Origin of the sequence: Sphingomonas sp., assembly GCF_035714405.1 — a bacterium.
Taxonomy (GTDB): domain Bacteria; phylum Pseudomonadota; class Alphaproteobacteria; order Sphingomonadales; family Sphingomonadaceae; genus Sphingomonas.
The window spans coordinates 1-24,026 of the sequence record NZ_DASTMA010000016.1 but is presented as its reverse complement, the minus strand read 5'-3'; the positions used below and the strand labels follow the sequence as shown (position 1 = coordinate 24,026).

General features: G+C 68.0%; 28 protein-coding genes and 1 pseudogene. 21 read left to right on the top strand and 8 right to left on the bottom strand.

The annotated features are described in order from the left end of the window. Positions 1-42 precede the first annotated feature (42 nt). The 4 genes from VFQ64_RS06460 to VFQ64_RS06445 all read right to left on the bottom strand — a co-directional run bounded on the left by VFQ64_RS06460 (position 43) and on the right by VFQ64_RS06445 (position 2,425). Entirely contained in the window at positions 43-396 is a 354-nt protein-coding gene (locus VFQ64_RS06460) for a DUF86 domain-containing protein (RefSeq protein ID WP_325102485.1), read from the bottom strand. Continuing rightward, positions 374-676: a nucleotidyltransferase family protein gene (locus VFQ64_RS06455; protein ID WP_325102484.1), complete on the bottom strand. Its 303-nt coding sequence runs from the start codon at positions 674-676 to the stop codon at positions 374-376. Before VFQ64_RS06455 ends, VFQ64_RS06460 begins: the two co-directional genes overlap by 23 nt. Further along, entirely contained in the window at positions 673-1,677 is a 1,005-nt protein-coding gene (gene cobS, locus VFQ64_RS06450) for a cobaltochelatase subunit CobS (RefSeq protein ID WP_325102483.1), read from the bottom strand. The genes VFQ64_RS06455 and cobS overlap by 4 nt, the downstream gene beginning before the upstream one ends. Positions 1,678-1,741: 64 nt before the next feature. Continuing rightward, positions 1,742-2,425 carry a winged helix-turn-helix transcriptional regulator gene (locus tag VFQ64_RS06445; protein WP_325102482.1) on the bottom strand — a complete coding sequence of 228 codons (684 nt, stop codon included), beginning with the start codon at positions 2,423-2,425 and terminating at the stop codon, positions 1,742-1,744. Positions 2,426-2,489: 64 nt separating this feature from the next. Here VFQ64_RS06445 and VFQ64_RS06440 point away from each other — a divergent pair, with 64 nt between their 5' ends. The 7 genes from VFQ64_RS06440 to vapC all read left to right on the top strand — a co-directional run bounded on the left by VFQ64_RS06440 (position 2,490) and on the right by vapC (position 6,133). Further along, positions 2,490-2,963, top strand: coding sequence for a VOC family protein (locus VFQ64_RS06440; protein WP_325102481.1), 474 nt, complete (start codon positions 2,490-2,492; stop codon positions 2,961-2,963). A 126-nt stretch (positions 2,964-3,089) separates the two neighbouring features. Then, on the top strand, positions 3,090-3,443 hold the full coding sequence (locus tag VFQ64_RS06435; protein ID WP_325102480.1) for a DUF1428 domain-containing protein: 354 nt from the start codon (positions 3,090-3,092) through the stop codon (positions 3,441-3,443). Positions 3,444-3,454: 11 nt separating this feature from the next. Further along, positions 3,455-4,246: a VOC family protein gene (locus VFQ64_RS06430; RefSeq protein WP_325102479.1), complete on the top strand. Its 792-nt coding sequence runs from the start codon at positions 3,455-3,457 to the stop codon at positions 4,244-4,246. 1 nt (position 4,247) lies between these two features. Continuing rightward, positions 4,248-4,736: a VOC family protein gene (locus VFQ64_RS06425; RefSeq protein ID WP_325102478.1), complete on the top strand. Its 489-nt coding sequence runs from the start codon at positions 4,248-4,250 to the stop codon at positions 4,734-4,736. Next, positions 4,729-5,451: a dihydrofolate reductase family protein gene (locus VFQ64_RS06420; protein ID WP_325102477.1), complete on the top strand. Its 723-nt coding sequence runs from the start codon at positions 4,729-4,731 to the stop codon at positions 5,449-5,451. Before VFQ64_RS06425 ends, VFQ64_RS06420 begins: the two co-directional genes overlap by 8 nt. A gap of 59 nt (positions 5,452-5,510) precedes the next feature. Further along, positions 5,511-5,732, top strand: a complete 222-nt coding sequence (vapB, locus tag VFQ64_RS06415) for a type II toxin-antitoxin system VapB family antitoxin (RefSeq protein ID WP_325102476.1) — start codon at positions 5,511-5,513, stop codon at positions 5,730-5,732. Continuing rightward, entirely contained in the window at positions 5,732-6,133 is a 402-nt protein-coding gene (gene vapC / locus VFQ64_RS06410; RefSeq protein ID WP_325102475.1) for a type II toxin-antitoxin system tRNA(fMet)-specific endonuclease VapC, read from the top strand. The genes vapB and vapC overlap by 1 nt, the downstream gene beginning before the upstream one ends. Before the next feature lie 188 nt (positions 6,134-6,321). Here vapC and VFQ64_RS06405 read toward each other — a convergent pair whose 3' ends face one another. Beyond that, complete coding sequence (locus VFQ64_RS06405; RefSeq protein ID WP_325102474.1) at positions 6,322-6,735, bottom strand: hypothetical protein; 414 nt, start codon at positions 6,733-6,735, stop codon at positions 6,322-6,324. Next, a complete protein-coding gene (locus tag VFQ64_RS06400) occupies positions 6,728-7,276 on the bottom strand; it encodes a J domain-containing protein (protein WP_325102487.1) in 549 nt (182 codons plus the stop codon). The genes VFQ64_RS06405 and VFQ64_RS06400 overlap by 8 nt, the downstream gene beginning before the upstream one ends. 83 nt (positions 7,277-7,359) lie before the next feature. Here VFQ64_RS06400 and VFQ64_RS06395 point away from each other — a divergent pair, with 83 nt between their 5' ends. From VFQ64_RS06395 to VFQ64_RS06380, 4 genes are all read left to right on the top strand, one after another. Then, positions 7,360-7,641: a BolA family protein gene (locus tag VFQ64_RS06395; protein ID WP_325102473.1), complete on the top strand. Its 282-nt coding sequence runs from the start codon at positions 7,360-7,362 to the stop codon at positions 7,639-7,641. Continuing rightward, a complete protein-coding gene (locus VFQ64_RS06390; RefSeq protein ID WP_325102472.1) occupies positions 7,638-8,087 on the top strand; it encodes an NUDIX hydrolase in 450 nt (149 codons plus the stop codon). The genes VFQ64_RS06395 and VFQ64_RS06390 overlap by 4 nt, the downstream gene beginning before the upstream one ends. Next, positions 8,077-8,976, top strand: a complete 900-nt coding sequence (locus VFQ64_RS06385; RefSeq protein WP_325102471.1) for a pirin family protein — start codon at positions 8,077-8,079, stop codon at positions 8,974-8,976. The genes VFQ64_RS06390 and VFQ64_RS06385 overlap by 11 nt, the downstream gene beginning before the upstream one ends. Positions 8,977-9,163: 187 nt before the next feature. After that, positions 9,164-10,033 (top strand): alpha/beta fold hydrolase, encoded by an 870-nt coding sequence (locus VFQ64_RS06380; protein WP_414712873.1) that lies wholly within the window; start codon positions 9,164-9,166, stop codon positions 10,031-10,033. A gap of 149 nt (positions 10,034-10,182) precedes the next feature. Here the strand turns inward: VFQ64_RS06380 and VFQ64_RS06375 are convergent, their stop codons facing one another. Continuing rightward, the gene (locus VFQ64_RS06375) at positions 10,183-11,286 is read right to left on the bottom strand and encodes a DUF2332 domain-containing protein (protein ID WP_325102469.1); all 1,104 of its coding nucleotides are present in this window, start codon (positions 11,284-11,286) and stop codon (positions 10,183-10,185) included. Positions 11,287-11,344: 58 nt separating this feature from the next. Between VFQ64_RS06375 and hisG the strand changes: the two genes are divergently transcribed. The 10 genes and pseudogenes from hisG to VFQ64_RS15595 all read left to right on the top strand — a co-directional run. Continuing rightward, on the top strand, positions 11,345-11,995 hold the full coding sequence (gene hisG, locus VFQ64_RS06370; RefSeq protein ID WP_325102468.1) for an ATP phosphoribosyltransferase: 651 nt from the start codon (positions 11,345-11,347) through the stop codon (positions 11,993-11,995). Then, complete coding sequence (hisD, locus tag VFQ64_RS06365) at positions 11,995-13,290, top strand: histidinol dehydrogenase (RefSeq protein WP_325102467.1); 1,296 nt, start codon at positions 11,995-11,997, stop codon at positions 13,288-13,290. Before hisG ends, hisD begins: the two co-directional genes overlap by 1 nt. A 40-nt stretch (positions 13,291-13,330) precedes the next feature. Beyond that, complete coding sequence (gene nusB / locus VFQ64_RS06360) at positions 13,331-13,786, top strand: transcription antitermination factor NusB (protein ID WP_325102466.1); 456 nt, start codon at positions 13,331-13,333, stop codon at positions 13,784-13,786. Between the two features lie 158 nt (positions 13,787-13,944). Beyond that, the gene (locus VFQ64_RS06355) at positions 13,945-14,136 is read left to right on the top strand and encodes a hypothetical protein (protein ID WP_325102465.1); all 192 of its coding nucleotides are present in this window, start codon (positions 13,945-13,947) and stop codon (positions 14,134-14,136) included. Positions 14,137-14,193: 57 nt separating this feature from the next. Then, positions 14,194-15,084: a thiamine-phosphate kinase gene (gene thiL / locus VFQ64_RS06350; RefSeq protein WP_325102464.1), complete on the top strand. Its 891-nt coding sequence runs from the start codon at positions 14,194-14,196 to the stop codon at positions 15,082-15,084. A gap of 83 nt (positions 15,085-15,167) precedes the next feature. Then, positions 15,168-17,342, top strand: a complete 2,175-nt coding sequence (locus VFQ64_RS06345; protein WP_325102486.1) for a sodium-translocating pyrophosphatase — start codon at positions 15,168-15,170, stop codon at positions 17,340-17,342. A gap of 233 nt (positions 17,343-17,575) precedes the next feature. Continuing rightward, positions 17,576-19,450: a S9 family peptidase gene (locus tag VFQ64_RS06340; protein ID WP_325102463.1), complete on the top strand. Its 1,875-nt coding sequence runs from the start codon at positions 17,576-17,578 to the stop codon at positions 19,448-19,450. A 300-nt stretch (positions 19,451-19,750) separates the two neighbouring features. Continuing rightward, the gene (locus tag VFQ64_RS06335) at positions 19,751-21,211 is read left to right on the top strand and encodes a DNA methyltransferase (protein WP_325102462.1); all 1,461 of its coding nucleotides are present in this window, start codon (positions 19,751-19,753) and stop codon (positions 21,209-21,211) included. 294 nt (positions 21,212-21,505) lie between these two features. Then, the gene (locus VFQ64_RS06330; protein WP_325102461.1) at positions 21,506-23,413 is read left to right on the top strand and encodes a peptidase M61; all 1,908 of its coding nucleotides are present in this window, start codon (positions 21,506-21,508) and stop codon (positions 23,411-23,413) included. Beyond that, positions 23,334-23,666, top strand: a pseudogene (locus tag VFQ64_RS15595) (inorganic diphosphatase); the annotation flags it as partial. The gene VFQ64_RS06330 and the pseudogene VFQ64_RS15595, both read left to right, overlap by 80 nt. On the opposite strand, the gene VFQ64_RS06320 reads toward VFQ64_RS15595, so the two are convergent. Next, the coding region (locus VFQ64_RS06320; protein ID WP_325102460.1) for an inorganic diphosphatase at positions 23,639-24,026 on the bottom strand (388 nt) is incomplete at its 5' end. The pseudogene VFQ64_RS15595 and the gene VFQ64_RS06320 overlap by 28 nt on opposite strands.

Here is a 24,026-nt window from a genome sequence, read left to right as displayed (position 1 = left end):
CGAGGACGGACATGAAGCGATCTAGGGGGGTATCGGTCGGCATTATCGTACCAGCCCCGCGACGGCGGCCGCGCGCAGGCCGGGCAGATCCTCGCACGCGATCATCAGTGGGAGCGCCGGGTCGACTTTGCCATAATCGTGTCGCAGGCGATTGCCCAGCGCCCCAATTTTGCCGACCGGCATGTCGGGTGCAAGTTGCGCCATTTGGTCAACACCGATTTGAACAACCGCCTCGGTGATCCGCTGAAGTAGCCGCTCGACTGCCAGCACCGTTCGCTCGTCGGCTGCAAAGGCGTCGACATCCAATCCAGAAACGAACCCGGTCAGGCGGTCGATATCGTCAACGATATCAAGCAGCCGCCGCCGGACGCGCTCAGAAAACAGTGACGCGGTCACGATCGATTTCCCCCTGCAGCCGTGGATGACGCGCCGGCTCGGTGACGAGATCGACCTTTGCATCCAGCATCGCCGCGATCCGCTCCTCGATGCCAAAGAAGCCGAACGGGCCGAGTGCCCGGACCTGATCATAGTCCATTGTCGCCGCCAGATCGATGTCGGAGACCGAGTGCGCCTCACTGCGGGCAGTCGATCCGAAGAGCGACAGCCGCTGTATCCCCATGGCGCGCAATTCCATCTCACGCGCGCGCAAGCGGTCAAGAGCCTCCGTCTTCGTCACGCCTTCCCCACCACGCTTTCCGGCAGGTCCTTGCCGAACACGCGCTGGTAATATTCGGCGACCAGCGGACGCTCCTCCTCGTCGCATTTGTTGAGGAACGACAGGCGGAACGCGAAGCCGACGTCGCCGAAGATCAGTGCGTTCTGCGCCCAGGTGATGACGGTGCGCGGGCTCATCACGGTCGAGATGTCGCCGTTGACGAATCCCCGCCGCGTCAGGTCGGCGACGCGGACCATGTTGTCCACGGTGGCCTTGCCGCCGGGTTTGTCATATTCGCCCGACTTGGCGAGCACGATCTGCGCCTCGGTCGCGGCGGGCAGGTAGTTGAGCGTGACGACGATGTTCCAGCGGTCCATCTGGCCCTGGTTGATCTGCTGCGTGCCGTGATACAGCCCGGACGTATCGCCCAGCCCCACGGTATTGGCCGTCGCGAACAGGCGGAAGAACGGGTTGGGGCGGATCACGCGGTTCTGGTCGAGCAGCGTCAGCTTGCCCTCGGTCTCCAGCACGCGCTGGATCACGAACATCACGTCCGGCCGCCCGGCGTCATACTCGTCGAACACCAGCGCGGTCGGCGTCTGCAGCGCCCAGGGCAACAGGCCTTCGCGGAATTCGGTCACCTGCTGGCCCTCGCGCAGCACGATCGCGTCGCGCCCGACCAGGTCGATGCGGCTGATATGCGCGTCCAGGTTGATGCGGATGCACGGCCATTTCAGCCGCGCCGCGACCTGCTCGATATGCGTCGACTTGCCGGTGCCGTGATAGCCCTGCACCATCACCCGCCGGTTGTGCGCAAAGCCGGCGCAGACCGCCAGCGTAGTGTCGGGGTCGAAGACGTAAGCGGGGTCGAGATCGGGCACCCGCTCGTCCGCCTCGCTGAAGGCGGGCACCTGCATGTCGCTGTCGAGCCCGAACAGCTCGCGCACGCTCACCATCTTGTCGGGCGCGTCGAGCAGACACTTGTCGCGGCTGTCGGGCTGGGTGTTCGGCAGGTCGGTCATGAAAGGCCTTTCACCCGACCCTTAGGGCAAGCGACGCCGCGGACTCAACAACCCACGTCGCCGTTCAGCCGATCTTCTCCGGCAGGCGGAACAGGTCGACGAAGCGTTCGGCGAGCACGCGGTCACCCACGACCTGGAGCAGACCCTCCCGATCGAAGCCTTCCTTGCCATAGAACGTCCGCCGCAACGCCATCGTGTCCCCGGTGAAGGTGACGTCCGCGTTCGCCGTTTCGCCGCGCACGATCGCCAGCGCGCCCGCGGCCAAGGTCGCGACAAAGCCATCGGCGGGAAAGCGGAACGCCACCGTCGCGGTCAGCGCCGAAGCGGCCACGGGGTCGATCAGCGTCCGCAGCGAGATCATCGCCGATGCGGTCGACATGAAGGCGAATGGATCGTGCCGCGGCGAGCGCGCCGCCCAGCGCCCCATCTCGCGGATGGCGACCTCGGCCTCCCGCCCCCAGTCGGTCAGGTCATAGACCTGGACGTTGGCGGGCGACGGCAACCGCCGCCGCACGACGATTCCCGCACCCTTCAGGCTCTCCAGCCGCTGCGTCAGCACATTGGCGCTGATCCCCGGCAGGTTCGCCTTGATCTCCCCGAACCGGCGCGGCCCGAACATCAACTCGCGGATGACGAGCAGCGACCACCGCTCGCCGACGAACTCCAGCGCCAGTGCCGTGCCGCAGGCGTCATCATACCAACGCTTTTCCGCGCTCCCGCCGCCTCTTATCACCTTTTCTAACTTCATGGTTGCTTTTGATAACTTAAGACGTCAGACAATGCAACACCGATTCGAGAGGAGGGATGCCGCTATGGCCAAGATGATCTTCGTGAACCTGCCGGTCGCCGACGTGGAACGGGCGACCGCCTTCTACCAGGCGATCGGCGCCACCAAGGACGAGCGCTTCAGCCAGGCCGGCGCCGGGAACGCGGTCGTGTTCTCCGACACCATCACCTTCATGCTGCTGAGCCACGGATTCTTCCGCACCTTCACGCCCAAGACGATCCCCGACGCGCGCAGCACCGCGCAGGTGCTGATCTGCCTGTCGGAGGACAGCCGCGACGCGGTGGAAGCCACCTTGGCGAAGGCGGTGGCCGCCGGCGGTACGCCCGACCCGACGCCGCGCCAGGAGATGAGCGACTATATGTACGGGCGCAGCTTCGAGGATCTCGACGGCCATATCGTCGAAATCATGTGGATGGACGTCGACAAGGCGATGGCCGCCTGGAGCTCGTCGCCGGAGCCGGTGACGTCGGCCGCCGCCGCTGCCCGGCAGGCCGCCTGAGCCATGCTGTTTCCGGGCCGCTGCCGTGCGCTGCTGGTCGGCCTCGCCGCCTTTGCCGTCACCGCGCTCGCCATCGCCACCGGGCTGACGCCCGCCGCCTGACCCAATGCCTGTAGGAGAGCAGCCATGAGCTATATCGACGGATTCCTCGCCCCCGTCCTCGCCGGCACCACGGAAGAGGCGTATCGCGACTTCGCGGCCAAGGCGGCGCCGATCTTCCGCGAGCATGGCGCCACCCGCGTCGTCGAGGGCTGGGAAGACGACGTGCCCGACGGCAAGACGACCGACTTCCGCCGTGCCGTGCAACTCCAAAAGGGCGAGAAAATCGTCTTCTCCTGGATCGAATGGCCCGACAAGGAAACCCGCGACGCTGGCATGAAAAAGGTCATGGCGGACCCGCGCATGCAGCCGGGCGATCCGATGCCGTTCGACGGCCCGCGCATGATCTTCGGCGGCTTCCGCGCCATCGTCGACGCCTGAGGAGACACGACATGACGAGCCCCCATGGCGACCACATCTGGTACGAGCTGCTCACCCCCGACGCGGACGCGGCCCAGGCCTTTTACGGCCCGATGCTTGGCTGGAGCTTCCGCGACGCCGGCATGCCGGGCGTGGACTATCGCATCTTCGCGAGCCCGGAGGCCGATATCGGCGGGCTGATGCCGGCCGGCGAGGGCATGCCCGCCGCCTGGCTCGGCTATGTCGGCGTCGATGACGTCGACGCGATGGCGAAATCGGTGACCGACGGCGGCGGTGCCGTCCACATGCCGCCTGCCGACATCCCCGGCGTCGGCCGCTTCGCGCTGGTAGCCGACCCGGCGGGCGCCGTCTTCTATGTCATGGCGCCCACCCTGCCCGAGGATGCGCCCGACGCACAAAGCCTGTCCTTCTCCTACGATCGGCCGCGCGTCGGCCACTGTGCCTGGAACGAGCTGATGACGCCCGATCCCGACGCGGCGCTCGCCTTCTACGGACAGCGCTTCGGCTGGGTGAAGGACGGTGAGATGGAGATGGGCCCGCTCGGCATCTACACCTTCCTGCGGCACGGCGCGAAGGGGATGATGGGCGCGGTGATGCCGATGATGCCGGATACGCCGCTACCCGCCTGGTCGCACTATTTCCGCGTCGCCGACATCGACGCCGCTTACGCGCACGTCACCGCGCAGGGCGGCCGCGTGGTCGAGGAGCCCACCGAGATCCCCGGCGGCGCCTTCTCGATGAAGGGCATCGACCCGCAGGGCGTCGCCTTTGCGTTGGTCGGCGCGCGCCGGCAGGAGGGCTGAGATGGGCAAGAACACGATCTGCCTGTGGTATGACGGCACGGCGGAGGAGGCGGCGAACTTCTACGCCTCCGTCTTCCCCGACACCGCCGTCACCGCCGTGCATCGCGCGCCGTCCGACTATCCGAGCGGCAAGGCGGGCGACGTCATCACCGTCGAATTCACCGTGCTGGGCATCCCGTGCGTCGGCCTCAACGGCGGACCCATGTTCAAGCATTCCGAAGCCTTTTCCTTCCAAGTCGGGACCGAGGATCAGGCCGAGACGGACCGCTACTGGGACGCGATCGTCGGCCATGGCGGCGAGGAGAGCCAGTGCGGCTGGTGTCGCGACAAATGGGGCCTGTCGTGGCAGATCACCCCGCGGGTGCTGACCGACGCGATGGCCGCGGGCGGCGAGGAGGCCAGGCGCGCCTTCGCGGCGATGATGCCGATGAGAAAGATCGACGTCGCTGCGATCGAGGCCGCGCGGCGTGGAGACCAGACCGATGCGTAGGATCCGTGGCAGTGCCTTCGTTTCGCTCGACGGCGTGATCCAGGCCCCGGGCGGGCCGAGCGAAGATCCGTCCGGCGGCTTTGCGCACGGCGGCTGGTTGCCGCCCTTCTTCGACGAGGAGGTCGGCGCCGCGATCGACGCGTTCTTCGGCAGCGAATACGACCTGCTGCTCGGCCGCCGCACCTACGACATCTTCGCGGCCTACTGGCCCTATGTCGGCGGTGAGGCGACGGGCATCGGCGAGGTGTTCGACCGCACGGGGAAGTACGAGGGCGACGCCGCCGCCATCGCCATGGGCGAGGCGTTCACCCGCGCCCGCAAATATGTCCTGACCCGCGGTACCCCCGACCTCGGCTGGTCCAACAGCCACAAGCTGGGCAGCCTCGACGAGCTCCGCGCCATCAGGGAGGGCGACGGCCCCGACCTGCTGATCCAGGGCAGCAGCACGCTCTATGGCCCGCTGCTCGCGGCAGGGCTGCTCGACCGGCTGACGCTGATGATCTTCCCGGTCGTGCTCGGCACCGGCAAGCGGCTGTTCGGCGATGCAACGCCGGCGCTGGCGCTGCGGCAGGTCGACCACAAGGTGACCCGCACCGGCGCGGTCATCGCCACCTATGAACCCGCCGCCGCGATCGACCATGGCTGGGCGGGACCGCAATCGACCAGCGCCCGCGAACGGGCGCGCCAAGCCGCGATCGCGGAGGGCCGCTGGTAGGGCCTTGCCACCAACCTTCCTCATCGTATATCCAAACAGGATATACGATGAGGTGAAGCGTGACCCGCACCGTTCTGTTCAAGTCGAACCGATCACAGGCGGTGCGACTGCCCCGCGACGTGGCTTTTCCGGAAGCGGTTAGGGAAGTGACGATCCTGCGGGAAGGAAACCGCCGCGTAGTCGTGCCGTCGAACGCTATCTGGGACGACTTCTTCGCGCGCGACGGTATCGACCTGCCGCCGCGCGAACAGCCCGCCTGGCAAGAGCGCGAGGCATTCTGATGCTTCGCTACCTGCTCGACACCAACGTCTGCATCCGGGTTCTGCGCGACCGGCCGCCCTCCATGCGCGAGCGGTTCAATGCCCATGCAAGCGAACTGTGCATCTCGACGATCGTGCTGACCGAGCTGCTCCACGGTGCTGCCAAGTCGGCCCGCCCGACAGACAACCGTCAGCAGGTGGAGAACATGGCGGGGCGGCTGGAAGTCTTGTCGTACGACGAAGCTGCCGCCGCGCATGCAGGCGAGATCCGGGCCGAGCTGGAGCGCAAGGGTCTGGGCATCGGCACGTTCGACACGCTGATCGCCGGCCACGCACGCAGCCGTGGTCTGGCGGTGGTGACGGGCAACCTGCGGGAGTTCGAACGGGTGCCTGGCCTGCTCTGCGAGGACTGGCTCAACTGAGGCTTGGCCGCCTGGCAGCTCGCCGCGTTTCCCGCTGTCCTACACGGCCGCGATCTGCTCCATCCTGCCTGATGAGCAACCCCCTCGCCTTCACGCCCGTGCCCGTCCGCGCCCGCCACGACGGCTGGACGCCCGCGCGGCAAACCGCCTTCATCCAGGCGCTCGCCGAAACCGCCTGCGTGGCGGAGTCATGCCGCGCCGTCGGCAAGACGCCGCGCGCCGCCTATACCCTGCGCGACCGTCCCGACGCGGGCGCGTTCCGGCAGGCGTGGGATCATGCGCTCGCCCAGGGCGCCGCCCGCCTTGCCGACACGACGCTCGGCCGCGCCATCAACGGCGTCGCGCGGCCCATCTTCTATCGCGGCAAACAGGTCGGCGAGCGGCGGACCTATGACGACCGGCTCGCCATGTTCCTCCTCCAACGCCTGCTTCCGGAACGCTATGGCGACGCGGTGGATCAGCGCCGCCCGACCGCCGCGGACGCGACCGAACGCCTCGCCGGCGCGCTTGACGTGCTGCAGTCTGACCTGGCCCAGAAGGAGGCGGTTTCCGCCGACCCGTATGCTGTAGATCGTGTACTTCCGCGCGCCTCGGTCAGGCAAAGGCCGGCGCCTGACGCAGCTGCTGATAAGCCGCGATCACCCGCTGCAACTCGCCCTCGTGACTGCGATCGCCGCCGTTGCGATCGGGGTGGAAGCGGCGGACCAGCTCCGAATAGCGTTTGCGCAACGCCATCCGGTCGGCGTCGGCGGCCAGGCCCAATACCTTCAGGCTGGCGCGATCCTGCCCCGACAGCGGCTTGCCGTCGCCGCGATCGGCCGCGGGCTCGCGTCGGAAGCGCGCGGCGATCGCATCCAGCGGGTCCGCGAAGTCCGCCCAGCGCGGTCCCCGGTCCACCCCGGAGAAGGCACGCGTCTCGCGTTCCCAGCCGGCATAGGGCCGCTGCGCCATGTTGATCTCTTCGGCACTCATGCCATTGAAAAAATTGTACCTGGCGTTGAACGCGCGGACATGGTCGAGGCACAGCCAACGCACCGGCGGCGGGCCGTCTCGCCCGGTCGGCACATGGTCGAGCAGCGGCGCGCGGAACTCCCCCGGCTCGGCACAGCCCGGCTCGGCGCACACGCGCCCGTTCGCCTCCACCCGTCCGTGGAAGCGCGGGCTCGGCCGTTCCTTCTTGTCCGCTGACACCGTGCTCCCCGGCAAAAACCGGCTATATAGGTGCCATGAACGCTCCCGCCAGCATGGCCAGCCAGATAGAACAACGGCTTAGCGCCGCCCTTCAACCCTCCGCGCTGACGGTCAGCAACGACAGCTGGCAGCATTCGGGCCATATGGGCGATGACGGTTCGGGCGAGTCGCACTTCACCGTGATGGTGGAGAGCGCCGCCTTCGCCGGCCTGTCGCGCGTCGCGCGGCAGCGGCTGGTCAACAAGGCGCTGGCCGACCTGATCGACCCGGGTCACATCCACGCACTTGCGATCAAGGCGAAGGCACCCGGGGAATGAGGCAGCCGCGTCCCGCCGCGCGCATCCTGCTCGTCGACGGGCAGCGCCGGGTGCTGCTGTTCCGCTTCACGCCGTACGACGGCCGCCCCGCCTTCTGGTGCACGCCCGGCGGCAAGGTCGATGACGGCGAGACGTACGAGCAGGCGGCGCGGCGCGAGCTGCTGGAGGAGGTCGGCCTCGACCGCGACTGCGGGCCGCAGGTGGCGCGCCGCACCGTCGACTTCCTGACCATCGAAGGGGTCGAGGTCACCGCCGACGAGCGCTATTTCCGCGTGGACGTCGATGCGGTCGAGGTGACCAGCGCGGGCCACACCGAACTCGAACAGCAAGTCATGCAGAGCTGGCGCTGGTTCACGGCGTCCGAGCTCGCCGCGCTCGACGAGCCGGTCTTCCCCGAGGACATCGTCGCCCTCCTCCAGCAGACGGAGCCGCTCAGTGCAGGATAGTTTCATCGAACAGGTGCTCGAACCCGTCACCCACGATCTCGGCGGGTTCAAGGTCCATCGCGTGCTGCCGGCGCGCGAGCGGACGATGGTCGGGCCGTTCCTGTTCTTCGACCAGATGGGCCCGGCGGTGCTGCCGACCGGCGAAGGCATCGACGTGCGGCCGCATCCGCACATCAACCTGTCCACCGTCACCTATCTGTTCGCCGGCGCGATCGACCATCGCGATTCGCTGGGGACGCGCCAGCGGATCGAGCCGGGCGCGGTCAATCTGATGACGGCGGGGCGCGGCATCGTCCATTCCGAGCGTTCGCCCGGCGACGAGCGCGCGGCCGGCCCGGCGCTGTCGGGCATCCAGACGTGGCTGGCGCTGCCGGATGCGGTGGAAGAGACCGATCCCGACTTCCAGCACGTTCCCGCCGCCGACCTGCCGGTGATCGAACAGGACGGCGCGACCGCGCGGATCATCATGGGCCAGCTCTGGGGCGCAAGGGCGCCGACCACGACCCACGCCGGCACCGTCTATGCGGCCATCGACCTGGCGCCCGGGTCGGCGCTCCCGGTCGACGACAGCGCCGACGAGCGCGCCGTCTATCTCCACGACGGGGACGCGACGCTGGAGGGGATGCGGCTGGAGCCGACGCGCCTCTACGTCCTGCGCCCCGGCGTCCGCGCGACCTTGCGCTCGGCCACCGGCGCGCGCGTGATGCTGTGCGGCGGCGATGCGTTCGCGACGCCGCGGCATGTGTGGTGGAACTTCGTCTCCTCGCGCCCCGACCGGATCGAACAGGCCAAGCGCGACTGGCGCGCCGGCGCCTTCCCGCTGGTGCCGGACGATCAACTCGAAGCGATCCCGCTCCCCGACCGGCCGCTGACCGTGAGCTATCCATGACGCGTCATGCTCGCGGGAGGACGCTTTTGCGCTCCCCTCCCGCTTGCGGGAGGACGCCCCTAAGCTCCCCTCCCGCTTGCGGGAGGGGTTGGGGGAGGGCATGTCGATATGACTGCGGGACGCGCCATGGGACATCCCCTCCCCTAGCCCCTCCCGCCAGCGGGAGGGGAATGCCGTGACAGATACGATGGACCGTGTGAGCCTCCCCACCGGCGTCGACCTCGACGTCCAGGTCGCCGGCTCGCGTGACCGGCCGCCGGTGATCCTGCTCCACGGCTTCCCTGAATCGCACCGGACCTGGCGCGACATCGTCCCCGACCTCGCCCGCGACCATTTCGTGCTCGCGCCCGACCAGCGCGGCTATGCGCGCTCGTCCAAGCCGCAGGGCGTGGAGAGCTATACCGCCGACAAGATCGTCGCCGACCTGCTGGCGCTGGCCGACCACTTCGAGATCGACCGGTTCACCTTGGTCGGCCACGACTGGGGCGGTGCGATCGCCTGGATGGCAGCGCTGCAGCACCCCGGCCGGGTCGAGCGGCTGGTGATCGTCAACGCGCCGCACCCCTTCGTCTTCCAGCGTTCGCTGTTCGACGACCGCGACCAGCGTGCTGCCAGCCAGTACATCAACCGCTTCCGCGACACCTCGCTCGACCAGGGGCTTACCGGCACCGGGCTGGAGCGGTTTTTCGCCTCCACCTTCGCGCAGGTGCTGACCAGCGCCGTCGTCGGCAAGGACAAGGCTGCCTATCTCGACGAATGGGGGCAGCCCGGCGCGATGACGGCGATGCTCAACTGGTACCGCGCGTCGAGCTTCATCGTGCCGGCGATGGACGAGGAGCCGCCCCGCCCCGCCTTCCTCGACGCGCCGTTCCCGCCGGTGACGCAGCGGACGCTGGTGATCTGGGGCATGGCCGACAAGGCGCTGCTGCCGGTGCAGCTGGAGCTCGAACCCTTCGTCCCCGACCTCACGGTCGAGCGGATCGAAGGCGCGGGGCATTTCGTGCCGTGGGAGGATGCGAAGGCGGTGATCGACGCGATGCGGCGGTGGGGAATCTAAGATCCTCGCTTGCCATCCTCCCCAGCGAAGGCCGGGGTCCAGCTGCGGTGAGCAACGAAGAGCGTACGCCCTCGCGAGTGCGTCGTGACTGGACCCCGGCCTTCGCCGGAGAGGATGCTGTTCCGACCAGGTGGATGCTTAGACGGGGATCACCCCGCCTTCACCGCCGCCGTCTCCGGCAGGTCAAACCGCCGGCGATCCTCGTCCGCCACCCCGTTCGACACCCACGTCCCATGCGCATGCGCCGTCGCGATCGCCGCCCACTCGGCATGCCCCGGCCAGCTGCGCACCTGCACCACCTGGTGCGCGAAGGCGCGATCGGGCTCCATCATCACCCAGGCGAGCGGCCGCTCCGCCGTGGCGCGCTCACCCGCCGCGATCATCGCCGCGCGGACGCGGTCGGCAACCGCACCGGCCAGATACTGCCAGACCACCGAGTGCATCAGCACCCGCGTGACGCCCGCCGCCTGCGGCTCCGCCAGTCGCGCCTCCACCCATTCGGCGGCGTCTGCCCGCACCAGATCGACGCCCTGCTCCCGCAACATGGCGACCGCCCCACGCAACCGCTCGGCGCGCGCCGGCGTCTCCGCCCAGACATAGGCCATCAGCCGCGCCGCCACCGACGGGTCGGTCGCATCGAGCGGCTGGATGTCGCTGCCGCGCACCGAGACGATCTCCAGTGGTGCTGGCCTGGGCGGCACACCGCGCCACTCGGGCCGGATCGTCACGGGAGAATGGGCCGGCCCGACACGGGTGCCGCCCAGATCGAAGCCGAAACGGTCGATCAGCAGGTTCAGCCCCGCGCTCGAGCCGATCTCCAGCACCTCCAGCTTCGGCCCATGCCGCCGCGCCGCTTCCATCAATCCCACCATCAGCGCGCCCGAACGCCCCGGCTCGTTGGTCTGCGGCGGCCCGTCAAGCCACGGCCACACCGCGTCGTCATGCGCGACCAGCGCCGCGTTCACCCGCTCGGCGATCGCTGCCCCGTCGGTCACCTCGCCCCGGAACACCTGCGCCAGTCCGGCGTCGGCCCCCGCCAGCACCAGCGCATGCAGCCCGCCGATCAGCCGCAGCGGCAAGGCATCCCGCGTCGGCTCGCCCGGCCAGTCGAGCACCCGCGCGCCCGTCCGGCTGTCCCGCGTCAGCCCGTGCGCGATCGCGCCGCACAGCCGCGCATAGATCGGCGCGCCCATCTTCTCGCAATAGAAGCGCTGGATCTCGAACGCCTCGCGGTTGCCTGCCTCGTCTGCCACGTCGCGATCCTCCCGCGGGCAAGTTGCACCTGCGAAGACCGGCCCGTAAAGCCCGCCCGTGCCGCAACCCCTCATCATCGCCGTTCCCAAGGGGCGCATCCTCAAGGAGGCACAGCCGCTGCTGGCGCGCGCCGGCGTACGGCCGGAGGCGGCCTTCTTCGACGAGGACAGCCGCGCCCTGAAGTTCGCAACCGACGATCCCGGCATCGCGCTGATCCGCGTCCGCGCCTTCGACGTCGCGACCTTCGTCGCGCATGGCGCCGCACAGCTCGGCATCGTCGGCTCCGACGTGCTCGCCGAGTTCGCCTATTCCGAGCTCTACGCCCCTGTCGATCTCGGCATCGGCCATTGCCGCATCTCGGTCGCGGAGCCCGCCGCGATGGCGGACGCGGACGACCCGCGCGGCTGGAGCCATGTCCGCGTTGCCACCAAATACCCCCACATCACGCAGGCGCACTTCGCGGCGCGTGGTGTGCAGGCCGAGTGCGTCAAGCTCAACGGCGCGATGGAACTGGCGCCAATGCTCGGGCTGGCACCACGGATCGTCGATCTGGTCAGCTCTGGGCGGACGCTGATGGAGAACGGGCTGGTCGAGGTGGAGGTGATCGCTGAGGTCACCTCGCGGCTGGTGGTCAACCGCGCGGCGATGAAGACGCGGCCCGACGTGGTCCCGCTGGTGGAGGCGTTCCGGCGCGCGGTGGCGGCCTGATGCAGCACCTCTCCACCCGCGATCCCGGCTTCGCTGCCACCTTCGACGCGCTGGTCGATGCTAGGCGTGAATCCTCCGCCGATGTCAGCCGCGATGTCGCCGCGATCATCCGCAGCGTGCGCGACGAGGGAGAGGCGGCGGTCCGGGCGTATACGCTCAAGCTCGACCGGCATGACCTGACGGAAACCGGCTGGCGGATCGAGCCCGGAACCTGCGCCGACGCCTTCGACGCGCTCGAGCCCGAACTGCGCGAGGCACTGGAACTCGCCGCCGAGCGCATCCGCGCCTACCACGAGAAGCAGCGGCCGGCGGACAGCGATTATACCGATGCCGCGGGCGTCAGGCTCGGCGCGCGTTGGCGCGCGGTGGACGCGGCTGGCATCTATGTGCCGGGCGGCCGCGCCGCCTACCCCTCGTCGCTGCTGATGAATGCGATCCCGGCGCGGGTCGCCGGCGTCGAGCGGCTGGCGATGGTGACTCCGACGCCTGACGGGCAGATCAACCCGCTGGTCCTCGCCGCCGCGCATCTCGCCGGCGTCGATGAGGTATGGCGGGTCGGCGGCGCACAAGGCGTGGCGGCGCTCGCCTATGGCGCCGGGCCGATCCCAGCCGTCGACGTGGTCACCGGCCCCGGCAACGCCTGGGTCGCGGAGGCCAAGCGCCAGCTCTACGGTGTCGTCGGCATCGACATGGTGGCGGGACCGAGCGAGATCGTCGTCGTCGCCGACGCGCGGAACGATCCGGACTGGATCGCCGCCGACCTGCTCAGCCAGGCCGAGCACGATACCACCACCCAGTCCATCCTGTTCACCGACGACGAGGCCTTCGCGCAAGCCGTGGCGCAGGCCGTGGAGCGGCAGCTCGGCGAACTCGCGACCCAGGCCGTCGCGCGCCAGGCGTGGGACGCGAACGGCGCGATCGTGACGGTTGAGACGCTCGGCGAGGCGATGCCGCTCGTTGACCGGCTCGCACCCGAGCACCTCCAGCTCGCGGTCGACGATCCGCAGGCGCTGTTCGACCGGGTGCGTCACGCCGGCTCTGTGTTCATGGGCCGGCACACGCCCGAGGCGATCGGCGACTATGTCGCGGGGCCGAACCATGTCCTGCCGACCGGCCGCCGCGCGCGCTTCGCCAGCGGCCTGTCGGTGCTCGACTTCATGAAGCGCACCAGCTTTCTGCAGCTCGACGAGGACGCGCTGCGCGAACTCGGCCCCGCGACGGTGCGGCTGGCGGAGGCAGAGGGCCTCCCTGCCCATGCCCGCTCGGTGGCGCTCAGGCTGCGCCTCAACCGCTAGGGGTGACGGCGCGGCGCTCCGCGCCTACATGCCGCGTCCGATGCCCCGCGCCCAGACCCGTACCACCGCCCGCGCCGCCGCGCGTCTCGCCGCCGTCCAGGCGCTGTACCAGCACGAAATGGAGCGCACCCCGATCCCGACGCTGCTCCACGAGTTCCACAACCACCGGCTCGGCGCGACGATCGAGGGCGAGGAATATGCCGACGCCGAGGTCGATTTCTTCGATGACCTGGTGAAGGGGACGAACGCCAGGGCCGGCGAGATCGACCGCCATATAGAGGGCAAGCTCGCCAGCGGCTGGAGCCTCGCGCGGCTCGACAAGCCGATGAAAGCGATCCTGCGCTGCGGCACCTATGAGTTGCTCGCCCGCGCCGACGTGCCGGTCGGCGCGGTCATCAGCGAATATGTCGATGTCGCGCATGCCTTTTACGATCGCCGCGAAGCCGGGTTCGTGAACGGTCTGCTCGACAACATCGCCAGGGACGTGCGCGGCTGAGCAGCGCGCGGATGACGGCGGTACATCGGGTCGGCACCGGACAAAAAAGGCGTTGGTTTGACGGGAGTTAATGCGGAGCGCCTGATTGGCGACGATAGTGGCGTGGTGCTTGCTCAGCGCCTGTTCGCGTGTCCTCGCCCTCGTTCTTGAGAACGCCGATGTCCGAGCTCAACCACGCCGAATACTACCGATCGCGCGAACGCCACGCGCGCATCATGGCCGCAAGCGCGGTGTCGCCCGAGATCAGGGCGATCCACGCCGACTTTGCCGATCGCTACGCATTATTGGCGGGAAAAGAGATGCCGACGACGCCGGCGCCGGCGCCAAGGTTGCAACTGGCTTTGTCCTGACCGGCGGGTTGGCAGGCGCGGCTGTTACGCCAAGCGTCCGGCGCCTATGACACAGGCGTGACCGAAGCCGCCTTCCTCGCTGCGCTGCGCGCGCTGCCGCTCCATCCGGGCGCGCGCGCGCTACGCGACGACGTGGCGGTTGTAGCGGGCCTGGTGGTGACCACCGATACGCTGGTCGAGGGCGTGCATTTCCTGGCCGACGACCCTCCCGCCGACGTGGCGTGGAAGCTCTTGGCGGTGAACCTGTCCGACCTGGCCGCCAAGGGCGCGGTGCCGGAGGGGGTGTTGCTCAACTACCCGCTATCGACCGCCGGCTGGGATGCGACGTTCGTCGAAGGTTTCGGAGTGGCGCTGGCGGCGTTCGGCTGCTCGCTCATCGGCGGCGACACGGTGTCGCTTCCGCCCGGCGTTCCGCGCGTGCTGACCGTGACCGCTTTAGGACGCGACGCCGTTGCCCCGGCGCGGAGCGGCGCGCGGGCGGGCGACGGGCTGTGGGTGACGGGGACGATCGGTGACGCCGGCGCCGGTCTACGTATCGCGCGCGGGGAAAGCGGACCGGACCCGCTGCTCGCCGCTTACCACCGGCCGCGGCCGCGCCTGGCCGAAGGTCGCGCGCTGGCACCCGTCGTCGCCGCGATGTGCGACGTGTCGGACGGCCTGCTGATCGACGCCGGGCGGATGGCGGCGGCGAGCGGCCTGGCGGTGACGGTGGAGCTTGACACCGTGCCGCTCTCCCCGGCCCTGCGCGCTTTCGATCCCGACCCACTCGCCGCCGCGACCGCCGGGGACGATTACGAGCTGCTGTTCGCGCTGGCGGAGGGACTGACCCCGCCCGTCGCCGCCACCCGGGTTGGAGGCTTTTCGGTCGGCGCCGGGCTGACGCTCAACGATAGCGGCAGGCCGGTGCCGCTGCCGGCTCGTCTCGGCTGGGAACATGGCGCAAGCTGAACGGCTTGCCAGCATCGGCAGCGCGCCTATAGGCTGCGCCGACATGCCTGACCGGAAACCGGCGGGTGCAATGGGGGAAGATGATGACTGCGGTTTACCTTGCCATTCTGTGCGGCCTGATCGCCGTGCTGTATGGGGCGTTCACATCGGCACAGGTGCTGCGCCAGCCGGCTGGCGACGCCAAGATGCAGGACATCGCCGCCGCGATCCAGGAGGGCGCCAAGGCCTATCTGGGCCGCCAATATTCCGCCATCGCGGTGGTCGGCGCCGTCGTCGCGGTGATCTTGGCGCTGACGCTGGGGACGATCTCATTGGTCGGCTTTCTAATCGGCGCGATCCTGTCGGGCGTGGCGGGCTATGTCGGCATGTTCATCTCGGTGCGCGCCAACGTCCGCACGGCAGAGGCGGCGCGGACCTCGCTGCAGGGCGGGCTGACCACCGCGTTCCGCTCGGGCGCGATCACCGGCATGCTCGTGGCGGGGCTAGGCCTGCTATCGATCGCCGGCATCTTCTGGTATCTCCTCGGACCAGGCGAAATGGACCTCGCCGTCGGCGCGGACCGCCGCCACATCATCGAGGCGCTGACCGCGCTCGCGTTCGGGGCATCGCTGATCTCCATCTTCGCGCGGCTCGGCGGCGGCATCTTCACCAAGGCCGCCGATGTCGGCGCCGACCTGGTCGGCAAGGTCGAGGCGGGCATTCCGGAGGACGACCCCCGCAACCCTGCCGTGATCGCGGACAATGTCGGCGACAATGTCGGCGACTGCGCCGGCATGGCCGCCGACCTGTTCGAGACCTATGTCGTGACGCTCGGCCTCACCATGGTCTCGATCGCGCTGCTGGTGCCCGAGGCGGCCAACCTGCTCGCGCTGATGAGCCTGCCGCTGATCGTCGGCGGGGTGTGCATCATCACATCAATCATCGGCACCTATTTCGTCCGGCTCGGCCGCGGGCAGTCTATCATGGGCGCGCTGTACAAGGGCTTCTGGGTCACCGCGGGCCTGGCCGTGCCGGCGATCTATCTCGCGACCGTGCTGACGCTGGGCGACATGAACGCGGTGATCAGCGCCTCCACGCAGATCGACCCGACCACCGCACCGCTGGTCGTGAATACCGCGGTGCAGAGCGGCGACCAGCTCAGCTTCACCGGCTGGAGCCTGTTCTGGTGCATGATGATCGGGCTCGCTGTTACCGGCCTGCTGGTCTGGATCACCGAATACTACACCGGCACCAACTATCGGCCGGTCAAGTCGATCGCCAAGGCGTCCGAGACCGGCCACGGCACCAACGTCATCCAGGGGCTGGCGATCAGCCTCGAATCGACCGCGCTGCCGACGCTGGTGATCGTGGTGGCGGTGATCGCGACCTTCCAGCTCGCCGGCATCATCGGCGTCGCCTTCGCGGCGACCTCGCTGCTCGCGCTGGCCGGCATGGTGGTGGCGCTCGACGCCTATGGCCCGGTCACCGACAATGCCGGCGGCATCGCCGAGATGGCGGGGCTGCCCGATGAGGTGCGCCAGCGCACGGACGCGCTCGACGCAGTCGGCAACACCACCAAGGCGGTGACGAAGGGCTATGCGATCGGCTCGGCGGCACTCGCCGCGCTGGTCCTGTTCGGGGCGTACACGGCCGATTTGAAGGAATTCTTCCCTGAGGTCACCGTCGATTTCTCGCTGTCAAACCCATACGTCATCGTCGGGCTGCTGCTCGGCGCGTTGCTGCCCTATCTGTTCGGCGCATTCGGCATGACCGCCGTCGGCCGCGCGGCGGGCCATGTGGTCGAGGACGTCCGCGCGCAGTTCCGCGATAACCCCGGCATCATGGAGGGCACCAGCCGTCCCAATTACGGTCGCACCGTCGACATCGTCACGCGCGCCGCCATCCGCGAGATGATCGTCCCCTCGCTGCTGCCGGTGCTGTCGCCGATCGCGGTGTACTTCATCATCACCGCAGTGGCAGGCCAGGGTCAGGGCTTCGCCGCGCTCGGCGCGATGCTGCTCGGCGTGATCGTGTCCGGTCTGTTCGTCGCGATCTCGATGACCAGCGGCGGCGGTGCCTGGGACAATGCCAAGAAGTATATCGAGGACGGCAACCACGGCGGCAAGGGCTCCGAGGCGCACAAGGCGGCGGTGACCGGGGACACGGTCGGCGATCCCTACAAGGACACCGCCGGCCCGGCGGTCAATCCGATGATCAAGATCACCAACATCGTGGCGCTGCTGCTGCTGGCGGCACTGGCGGCCAACGGCGGCGGGTGACGTTCAGGCCTGCGTGTCGAGCGATGGAGCCTCGCCCGTGACGGGTCTCCATTTTCTTGTCCGGCCACAAGGGAGCGGGTTGTCCCGTACAATGGCCGGGCTAAGATGCCGGGAGTAAACGGGGTTATTTCATCATGTTGCTGCGCGCGCTCTCGCTTGCTTGCGCCCTCGGGGCGGCTGCGTCGGCAGCCGCGCAGGTCTCGAAGCCCGGGTCGGAATGGGCGAGCAAGCCCGTGCCCGTCGAAGTGTTCGCGCAGTTTCCGCAGCTCGACGGCCCGCGCTTGTCGCCCAACGGCAAGTACTTGGCGCTCAAGGTGCGTTCAAATGGCGGTCAGGCTCTCGCCATCGTGCCACTGGCCGGCGGCAAGCCAGAGCTGATCTCGCGCGACGGCGCGGAAGCCGCCAACAAAGAAGGGGACCGACAGGTCCAGTCCTGGCGGTGGTTGGACGACGATCACCTGCTGATCGCGATTTCCTATCGCGAGAATTACATGGGCGACTGGCAGAACATCCAGCGCTTCGCGGTGGTGAATCGGACCACGCGTAAGGCAATCCCGCTCGCCTGGACCGACTCGATCGTCAGCCAGTTCCTGCTCTGGGCCTCGCAGGAAGGACCGCCGCGCGTTCTGTTGCAGCGTATCAGCAACAAGGATCTGCGCAGCACCACCACGCCGGAGGTGATCGAGGTCGACGGCGAGACCGGTCGGTACAAGGTCGTCCAGCCGCAGAACATCCTGGTGCGCAGCTGGGACGTGGACGAGACCGGCGTGGTCCGTCTCGGCAGCAGCAGTGACGGCGATACGGGCAAGCTGCGGATGCTCTACCGCAGCAACGCGGGCGAGAACTTCCGCACCATCGTGCGCGAACGAACCAACCTGTATGACGATGTCGTCGCCCCGGCGCTGCTGCTGAAGGGCGACAAGGCCTATGCCTATAGCCGCAAGGACGGCTTTCGCGCGCTCTACGAATATGATCTCGCCACCCTGAAACTGGGCAAGCGTGTGTTCGGCGCCGATGGCTATGACATCGACGGCGCATTGGTCGCGCCCACTGGCGATCGGCTGGACGGTGTCAGCGTCACAACCGACCGTACGCAGATGCGATGGTTCGACCCGCGGCTCAAGGAGATCCAGAGCGTACTGGAGCAGACCGGCGGGCCGGGCAACGTCGCCATCGTGAGTGCCGACCGAGCTCGGGAGAAGATCGTGTTCCGCATGGCCAAGCTGGGCCAGGCGCCCGGCTTTTACCTGTTCGATACGGCGGCAGGGTCGATCTCGCTCATCGGCTGGCAGAACGACACCCTGAAGGGTGCGCAGCTCAATCCCGTCTCGTTGGTCCGGTACCCCACTGGTGACGGCAAGCAGATCGAGGCGGTGCTGACCATGCCACGTCACAAGGCGGGCCAGAACAAGCTGGCACTGGTAGTGCTGCCGCACGGGGGCCCATGGTCGCGCGACGACGCCGACTGGGATCCCTATGGCTGGGCACAGGCGATCGCGGAACTGGGCTATGTGGTCATCCAGCCGAACTTCCGGGGCTCGACCGGCTATGGACGGGCGTGGGAGGCCGAAGCGGAGGGCAAGTGGGGGTATCGCATGTCCGACGACCTAAACGATGCGATCCCGTTCCTGGCCAAACAGGGGATCGTTGATTCCGCGCGCGTGTGCATGTTCGGCTGGTCCTATGGCGGTTATGCGTCCGCACGCGCCGCACAGCGCGACGGCAAACTATACCGATGCGCGATCGCCGGCGCCGCGCCTGTCGATATGTCGGCGATGGTGGCCTACGATCGGAATTACCTCGGCCGATACCGGGCCAAGCAGGCGCTGGGTTCCGCCAGCAGCAACCTGGACGATATCTCGCCAGCGCTGAAGGCCGGCGAGGTCTCAGCGCCGCTCCTGATCGTTCACGGTGCCAAGGATCAGCGCGTACCGGTGGCGCAGGCGCGAGATTTCGTCGCGCGCTTGAAAAAGGCCGGCAAGGTGGAGGGCAAGGACTTCCTGTATCTTGAGCAGAAGGAGAACACGCATAATCTCCTGCGCGAGGCAGATCGCGTGGAGTTGCTGCGCAGCATCAAGGATTTCCTGGCGAAGCATAATCCGGCTTAGCACCCACCGACTGTCCGCAGCGGTCGTCGTGCGAAGGCGGCCGCAGCCGTCTCGGATTCACCCCACCTTGCCGGCCCGAGCCGGCATCCCATCGCGCCGCGAGAGCGGCACCTGGGGAGAGATGGAGCCCGGTAAAGCGGGGTGGCGAGGTAGCTCCGAACCGGAGCATTTCCTGGCCAGCGCTTTCGTAGGCTGCGGAGTCACTTAGCCGGCGATAATCGGCAACGATGATTCAACACATCAACCGTGGCGAACGGGACCGGGCACGACTTGATCGGCTTCCCGTGATTCAATCCGCGGATGCAGCCCAACCACCCCGGCAACCGCCTCCACTATGGCGACAATCTCGCCGTCCTGCGTGCGCAGGTGGACGATGCCAGCGTTGACCTCGTCTATCTCGATCCGCCGTTCAATTCGAATGCGACGTACAACATCCTCTTCCGCTCCCCCACCGGCGGCAGCGCGGACGCGCAGATCGAGGCGTTCGAGGACAGCTGGCACTGGAACGACACCGCTGAGGACGCCTTCGATCAGGTCGCGCGCAGCGGCAACACCAAGGCGTTCGACCTCCTGAATGCAATGCGCGCTTTCCTGGGCGAGAACGACATGATGGCATATCTGGCGATGATGGCGGTGCGCCTGCTGGAGCTGCACCGCGTGCTGAAGCCCACCGGCAGCCTGTACCTGCACTGCGACCCGACCGCGTCGCACTATCTGAAACTGCTGCTCGATGGCGTGTTCGGAAAGCGCAACTTCCGCAACGAAGTGATCTGGTGCTATCGCAAGTGGAGCGTCGCGCAAGGCCAGTTCGTGCGCAATCACGACGTCGTTCTGTTCTATAGTCGCGAGGACGGCAAGGCGACGTTCCACACGCTGTACGGTGATCCCTCGCCCGGTACGCTGAAGCGCTGGGGCGGCCGCAAGCAGCAGGCCGTGTTCGAGAATGGCGTTCGCAAGGCGACGAGCACCGACGACGACGCGCGCACCCCGCTGGCGGACTGGTGGGACATCTCGGTCCTCAACCCCAATGCCAAGGAGCGCCTCGGCTATCCTACCCAGAAACCGCTCGCGCTGCTGGAGCGTATCGTCGCGGCCTCATCCAACCCGGGCGACGTCGTGCTCGATCCGTTCTGCGGCTGCGGCACCGCCGTTCACGCGGCGCAAAAGCTGGGGCGCAACTGGATCGGCATCGACGTCACCCACCTCGCGATCAGCCTCATCGAGAAGCGGCTGAAGGACGCTTTTCCGGGCATCGGCTTCACCGTGGAGGGCACGCCCAAGGACCTCGCCAGCGCCCGCGATCTCGCCGAGCGCGACAAATACCAGTTCCAGTGGTGGGCGGTGTCGATGGTCGACGCGATGCCGTTCGGCGGCAAGAGGAAGGGCGCGGACGGCGGCATCGACGGGATCATCTATTTCAAGCCCGACGGCAAGCGCACCGAAAAGGCGATCGTCTCCGTTAAGGGCGGCGCGAACGTCGGCGTGCAGATGATCCGCGATCTCCATTCCGCGATGGAGCGCGAAAAGGCGCCGATCGGCGTGTTCATCACCGCCGCGATGCCGACGAGCGCGATGGAGCGCGAAGCCGCCGCCGTCGGCCGCTTCACTGCCGAGGCGACCGGGCGCAGCCATGCCCGGCTGCAGATAATCACGCTCGCCGAACTGTTCGCGGGCAAGCGGCCCGACATCCCGCTGGTCGACAGCCATGCCGCGTTCCGCCGGGCGGACCGCGAGGAGAGGCCGCAGGACCGGCTGCTCTGAGCCGCAGAACCCGCTGTCCTACAAGCCTTTCGCCGTGCCACGCATCCTTCTGCTCTTTCTCATCCCCGGACCTCGATAGCGGGCACCGCTATGAGTGCGCGCGCGATGGATGCGTTTCGTGCCAACTTCGACAACTTCGGCCTCTTCGATCGACGCGTTTAACCCTCAACTTTCCCTAAACTTCCGCCGCGCGGTCAGTGGAAAGCGCCATCTGCCAGCCGCTTGGCACTAGACGCCCCGCGTCCTTCCGGCTTTAAGCCGCGCAGACCTCGTCTCCTTATTCGAAGGACCTCCATGCGCCGCGCCGGCCTTCTCCTGCTCGCCTTCGCCCTTCCCGCGCTCGCCCAAGTGCCGACCGGCAACTCCGCGCCCCAGCCGGTGCCGTTCGTCGACACCATCCCGGCGGCGCGCGACATTCCCTATCCCGGCACGATGCAGCTCGACGTCGACGCGACCGACACCGATCGCGGTATCCTGCGCGTCAAGCAGGTCATTCCGGTGGATCGCGGTGGCCGCACGACGCTGCTCTACCCCAAGTGGCTGCCTGGCAACCATGCGCCGCGCGGCGAGATCGAGAAGCTCGCGGGGCTGGTCATCCGCGCCAATGGCCGCACGCTGCCGTGGACGCGCGACACGGTGGACGTATACGCCTTCCACATCGACGTGCCGGCGGGCGCGCGCCAGCTCGACGTCGAGTTCCAGTTCCTGTCGGCGACCAAGGCGGATCAGGGCCGCATCGTCGTCACGCCGACGATGATCTCGCTGCAGCCGGAACGCGTCAGCCTCTACCCCGCCGGCTATTACACCCGCCAGATCCCGGTGCAGATGACCGTCCGCTTTCCGACCGGCTGGACAGCCTCGGGCGCGCTACCGGCCCGCGCGACGGGCTCCACCTACGCCTACCAGAAGACCAACTACGAGGTGCTGGTCGACTCGCCGGTCCTGGCGGGCCGCTACGGCCGCACGGTGGCGCTGAGCCCGCGCGTCGACCTGGCGATGTACGCCGACGATCCCAAGCAGCTCGCCGCCACGCCGGCGCAGATCGACACCCACAAGCGGCTGGTCGATCAGGCGGTGAAGACCTTCGGCGCGCAGCATTACGACCGCTATGTCTTCCTGCTGTCGATCACCGACCAGCTCGGCGGCATCGGGCTGGAGCATCACCGCAGCTCTGAGAACGGCGTCAATCCGGGTTATTGGACCGATTGGGAGAACTCAACCGCGCGCCGCAACCTGCTGCCGCACGAGTTCACGCACAGCTGGGACGGCAAGTTCCGGCGCGGCGCCGATCTATGGACGCCCGACTACCGCACGCCGATGCGCAACTCGCTGCTGTGGGTGTATGAGGGGCAGACCCAATTCTGGGGCTATGTGCTGCAAGCGCGCTCGGGGATCGTGTCGAAGCAGGATACGCTCGACGCGCTCGCCGGCATCGCCGCGGTCTACGACACCGCGCCCGCCCGTCAGTGGCGCTCGATGGTCGACACCACCAACGATCCGATCATCTCCGCGCGCCGGCCCAAAGGTTGGGTCAGCTGGCAGCGGTCGGAGGACTATTACAACGAAGGCCTGCTGGTATGGATGGAGGTCGACGCCATGCTCCGCCAGAAGTCCGGCGGGACCAAGTCGATCGACGATTTCGCGCGGGCCTTTTTCGGCATCCGCGATGGCGATTGGGGTGAGGTGACCTATACGTTCGAGGATGTCGCGGCGACGCTGAACGGCATCGTGGCGTTCGACTGGGCGACCTTCCTGCGCACCCGCATCACCGAGACCGGCAAGCCGGCGCCCATCAACGGCTTTGCGATGAACGGCTATCGGCTGGTCTACACGCCCGAGCCGACCAAATATTTCAGCCTGACCGAGCGGGCGCGCGGCACCGACCTCAGCTATTCGCTCGGGCTCGTCGCCGATCGCGATGGTCAGGCGACGTCGGTGATCTGGAATGGGCCGGCGTTCAAGGCGGGGTTCAAGATCGGCACCACGATCCTGGCGGTGGGGGGCGAGAGCTTCACCGGCGACCGGCTGAAGACGGCCGTGGCGGCCGCCAAGGGCACGACGCAGCCGATCCAGTTGACGATCAAGGACGGCCAGCGGGTGCGCCAGGTCGCCATCCCCTATCATGACGGCCCGCGTTATCCGCGCTTCCAGAAGATCGGCAGCGGCGAATCGGGTCTCGACCGACTGCTGGCCCCGCGCTAAGCGCCCCCGACCAGGTCGGTGCTGCAATGCAGCATCGATCGTCCTCCCATCAGGACTCGCCATGCGCATCGACCTCATCCCCGTCGGCAAGAACCCGCCCGACGACCTCAACGTCATCATCGAGGTACCGACCGGCGGCGAGCCGGTGAAGTACGAGTTCGACAAGAAGTCGGGCGCGCTGTTCGTCGATCGCATCCTGCACACGCCGATGCGCTATCCGGCCAATTACGGCTTCGTGCCGCACACGCTGTCGCCCGACGGCGATCCGCTCGACGCGCTGGTGATCGCGCGCGCCTCCTCGGCATTTCCCCAGCTGCCGACCCGCACCCACTTCTTGGGCTCGAGGTCCTTGTAGTGGGTGAAGAAGTGCTCGATCTGCTGCATGATGATCTCGGGCAGGTGCGAACTCTCGGTGACCTTGGTGTAATAAGGGAAGGTACCGTCGATCGGCACCGTCAGCAGCTTCTCGTCGCCGCCGGCCTCGTCCTCCAGCAGCAGCACGCCGATCGGCCGCACGCGCACCACGCAGCCGGGGATGAACGGTGAGCGGGACACCACAAGCGCATCGAGCGGGTCGCCGTCCCCGCACAGGGTGTGGGGCACGAAGCCGTAG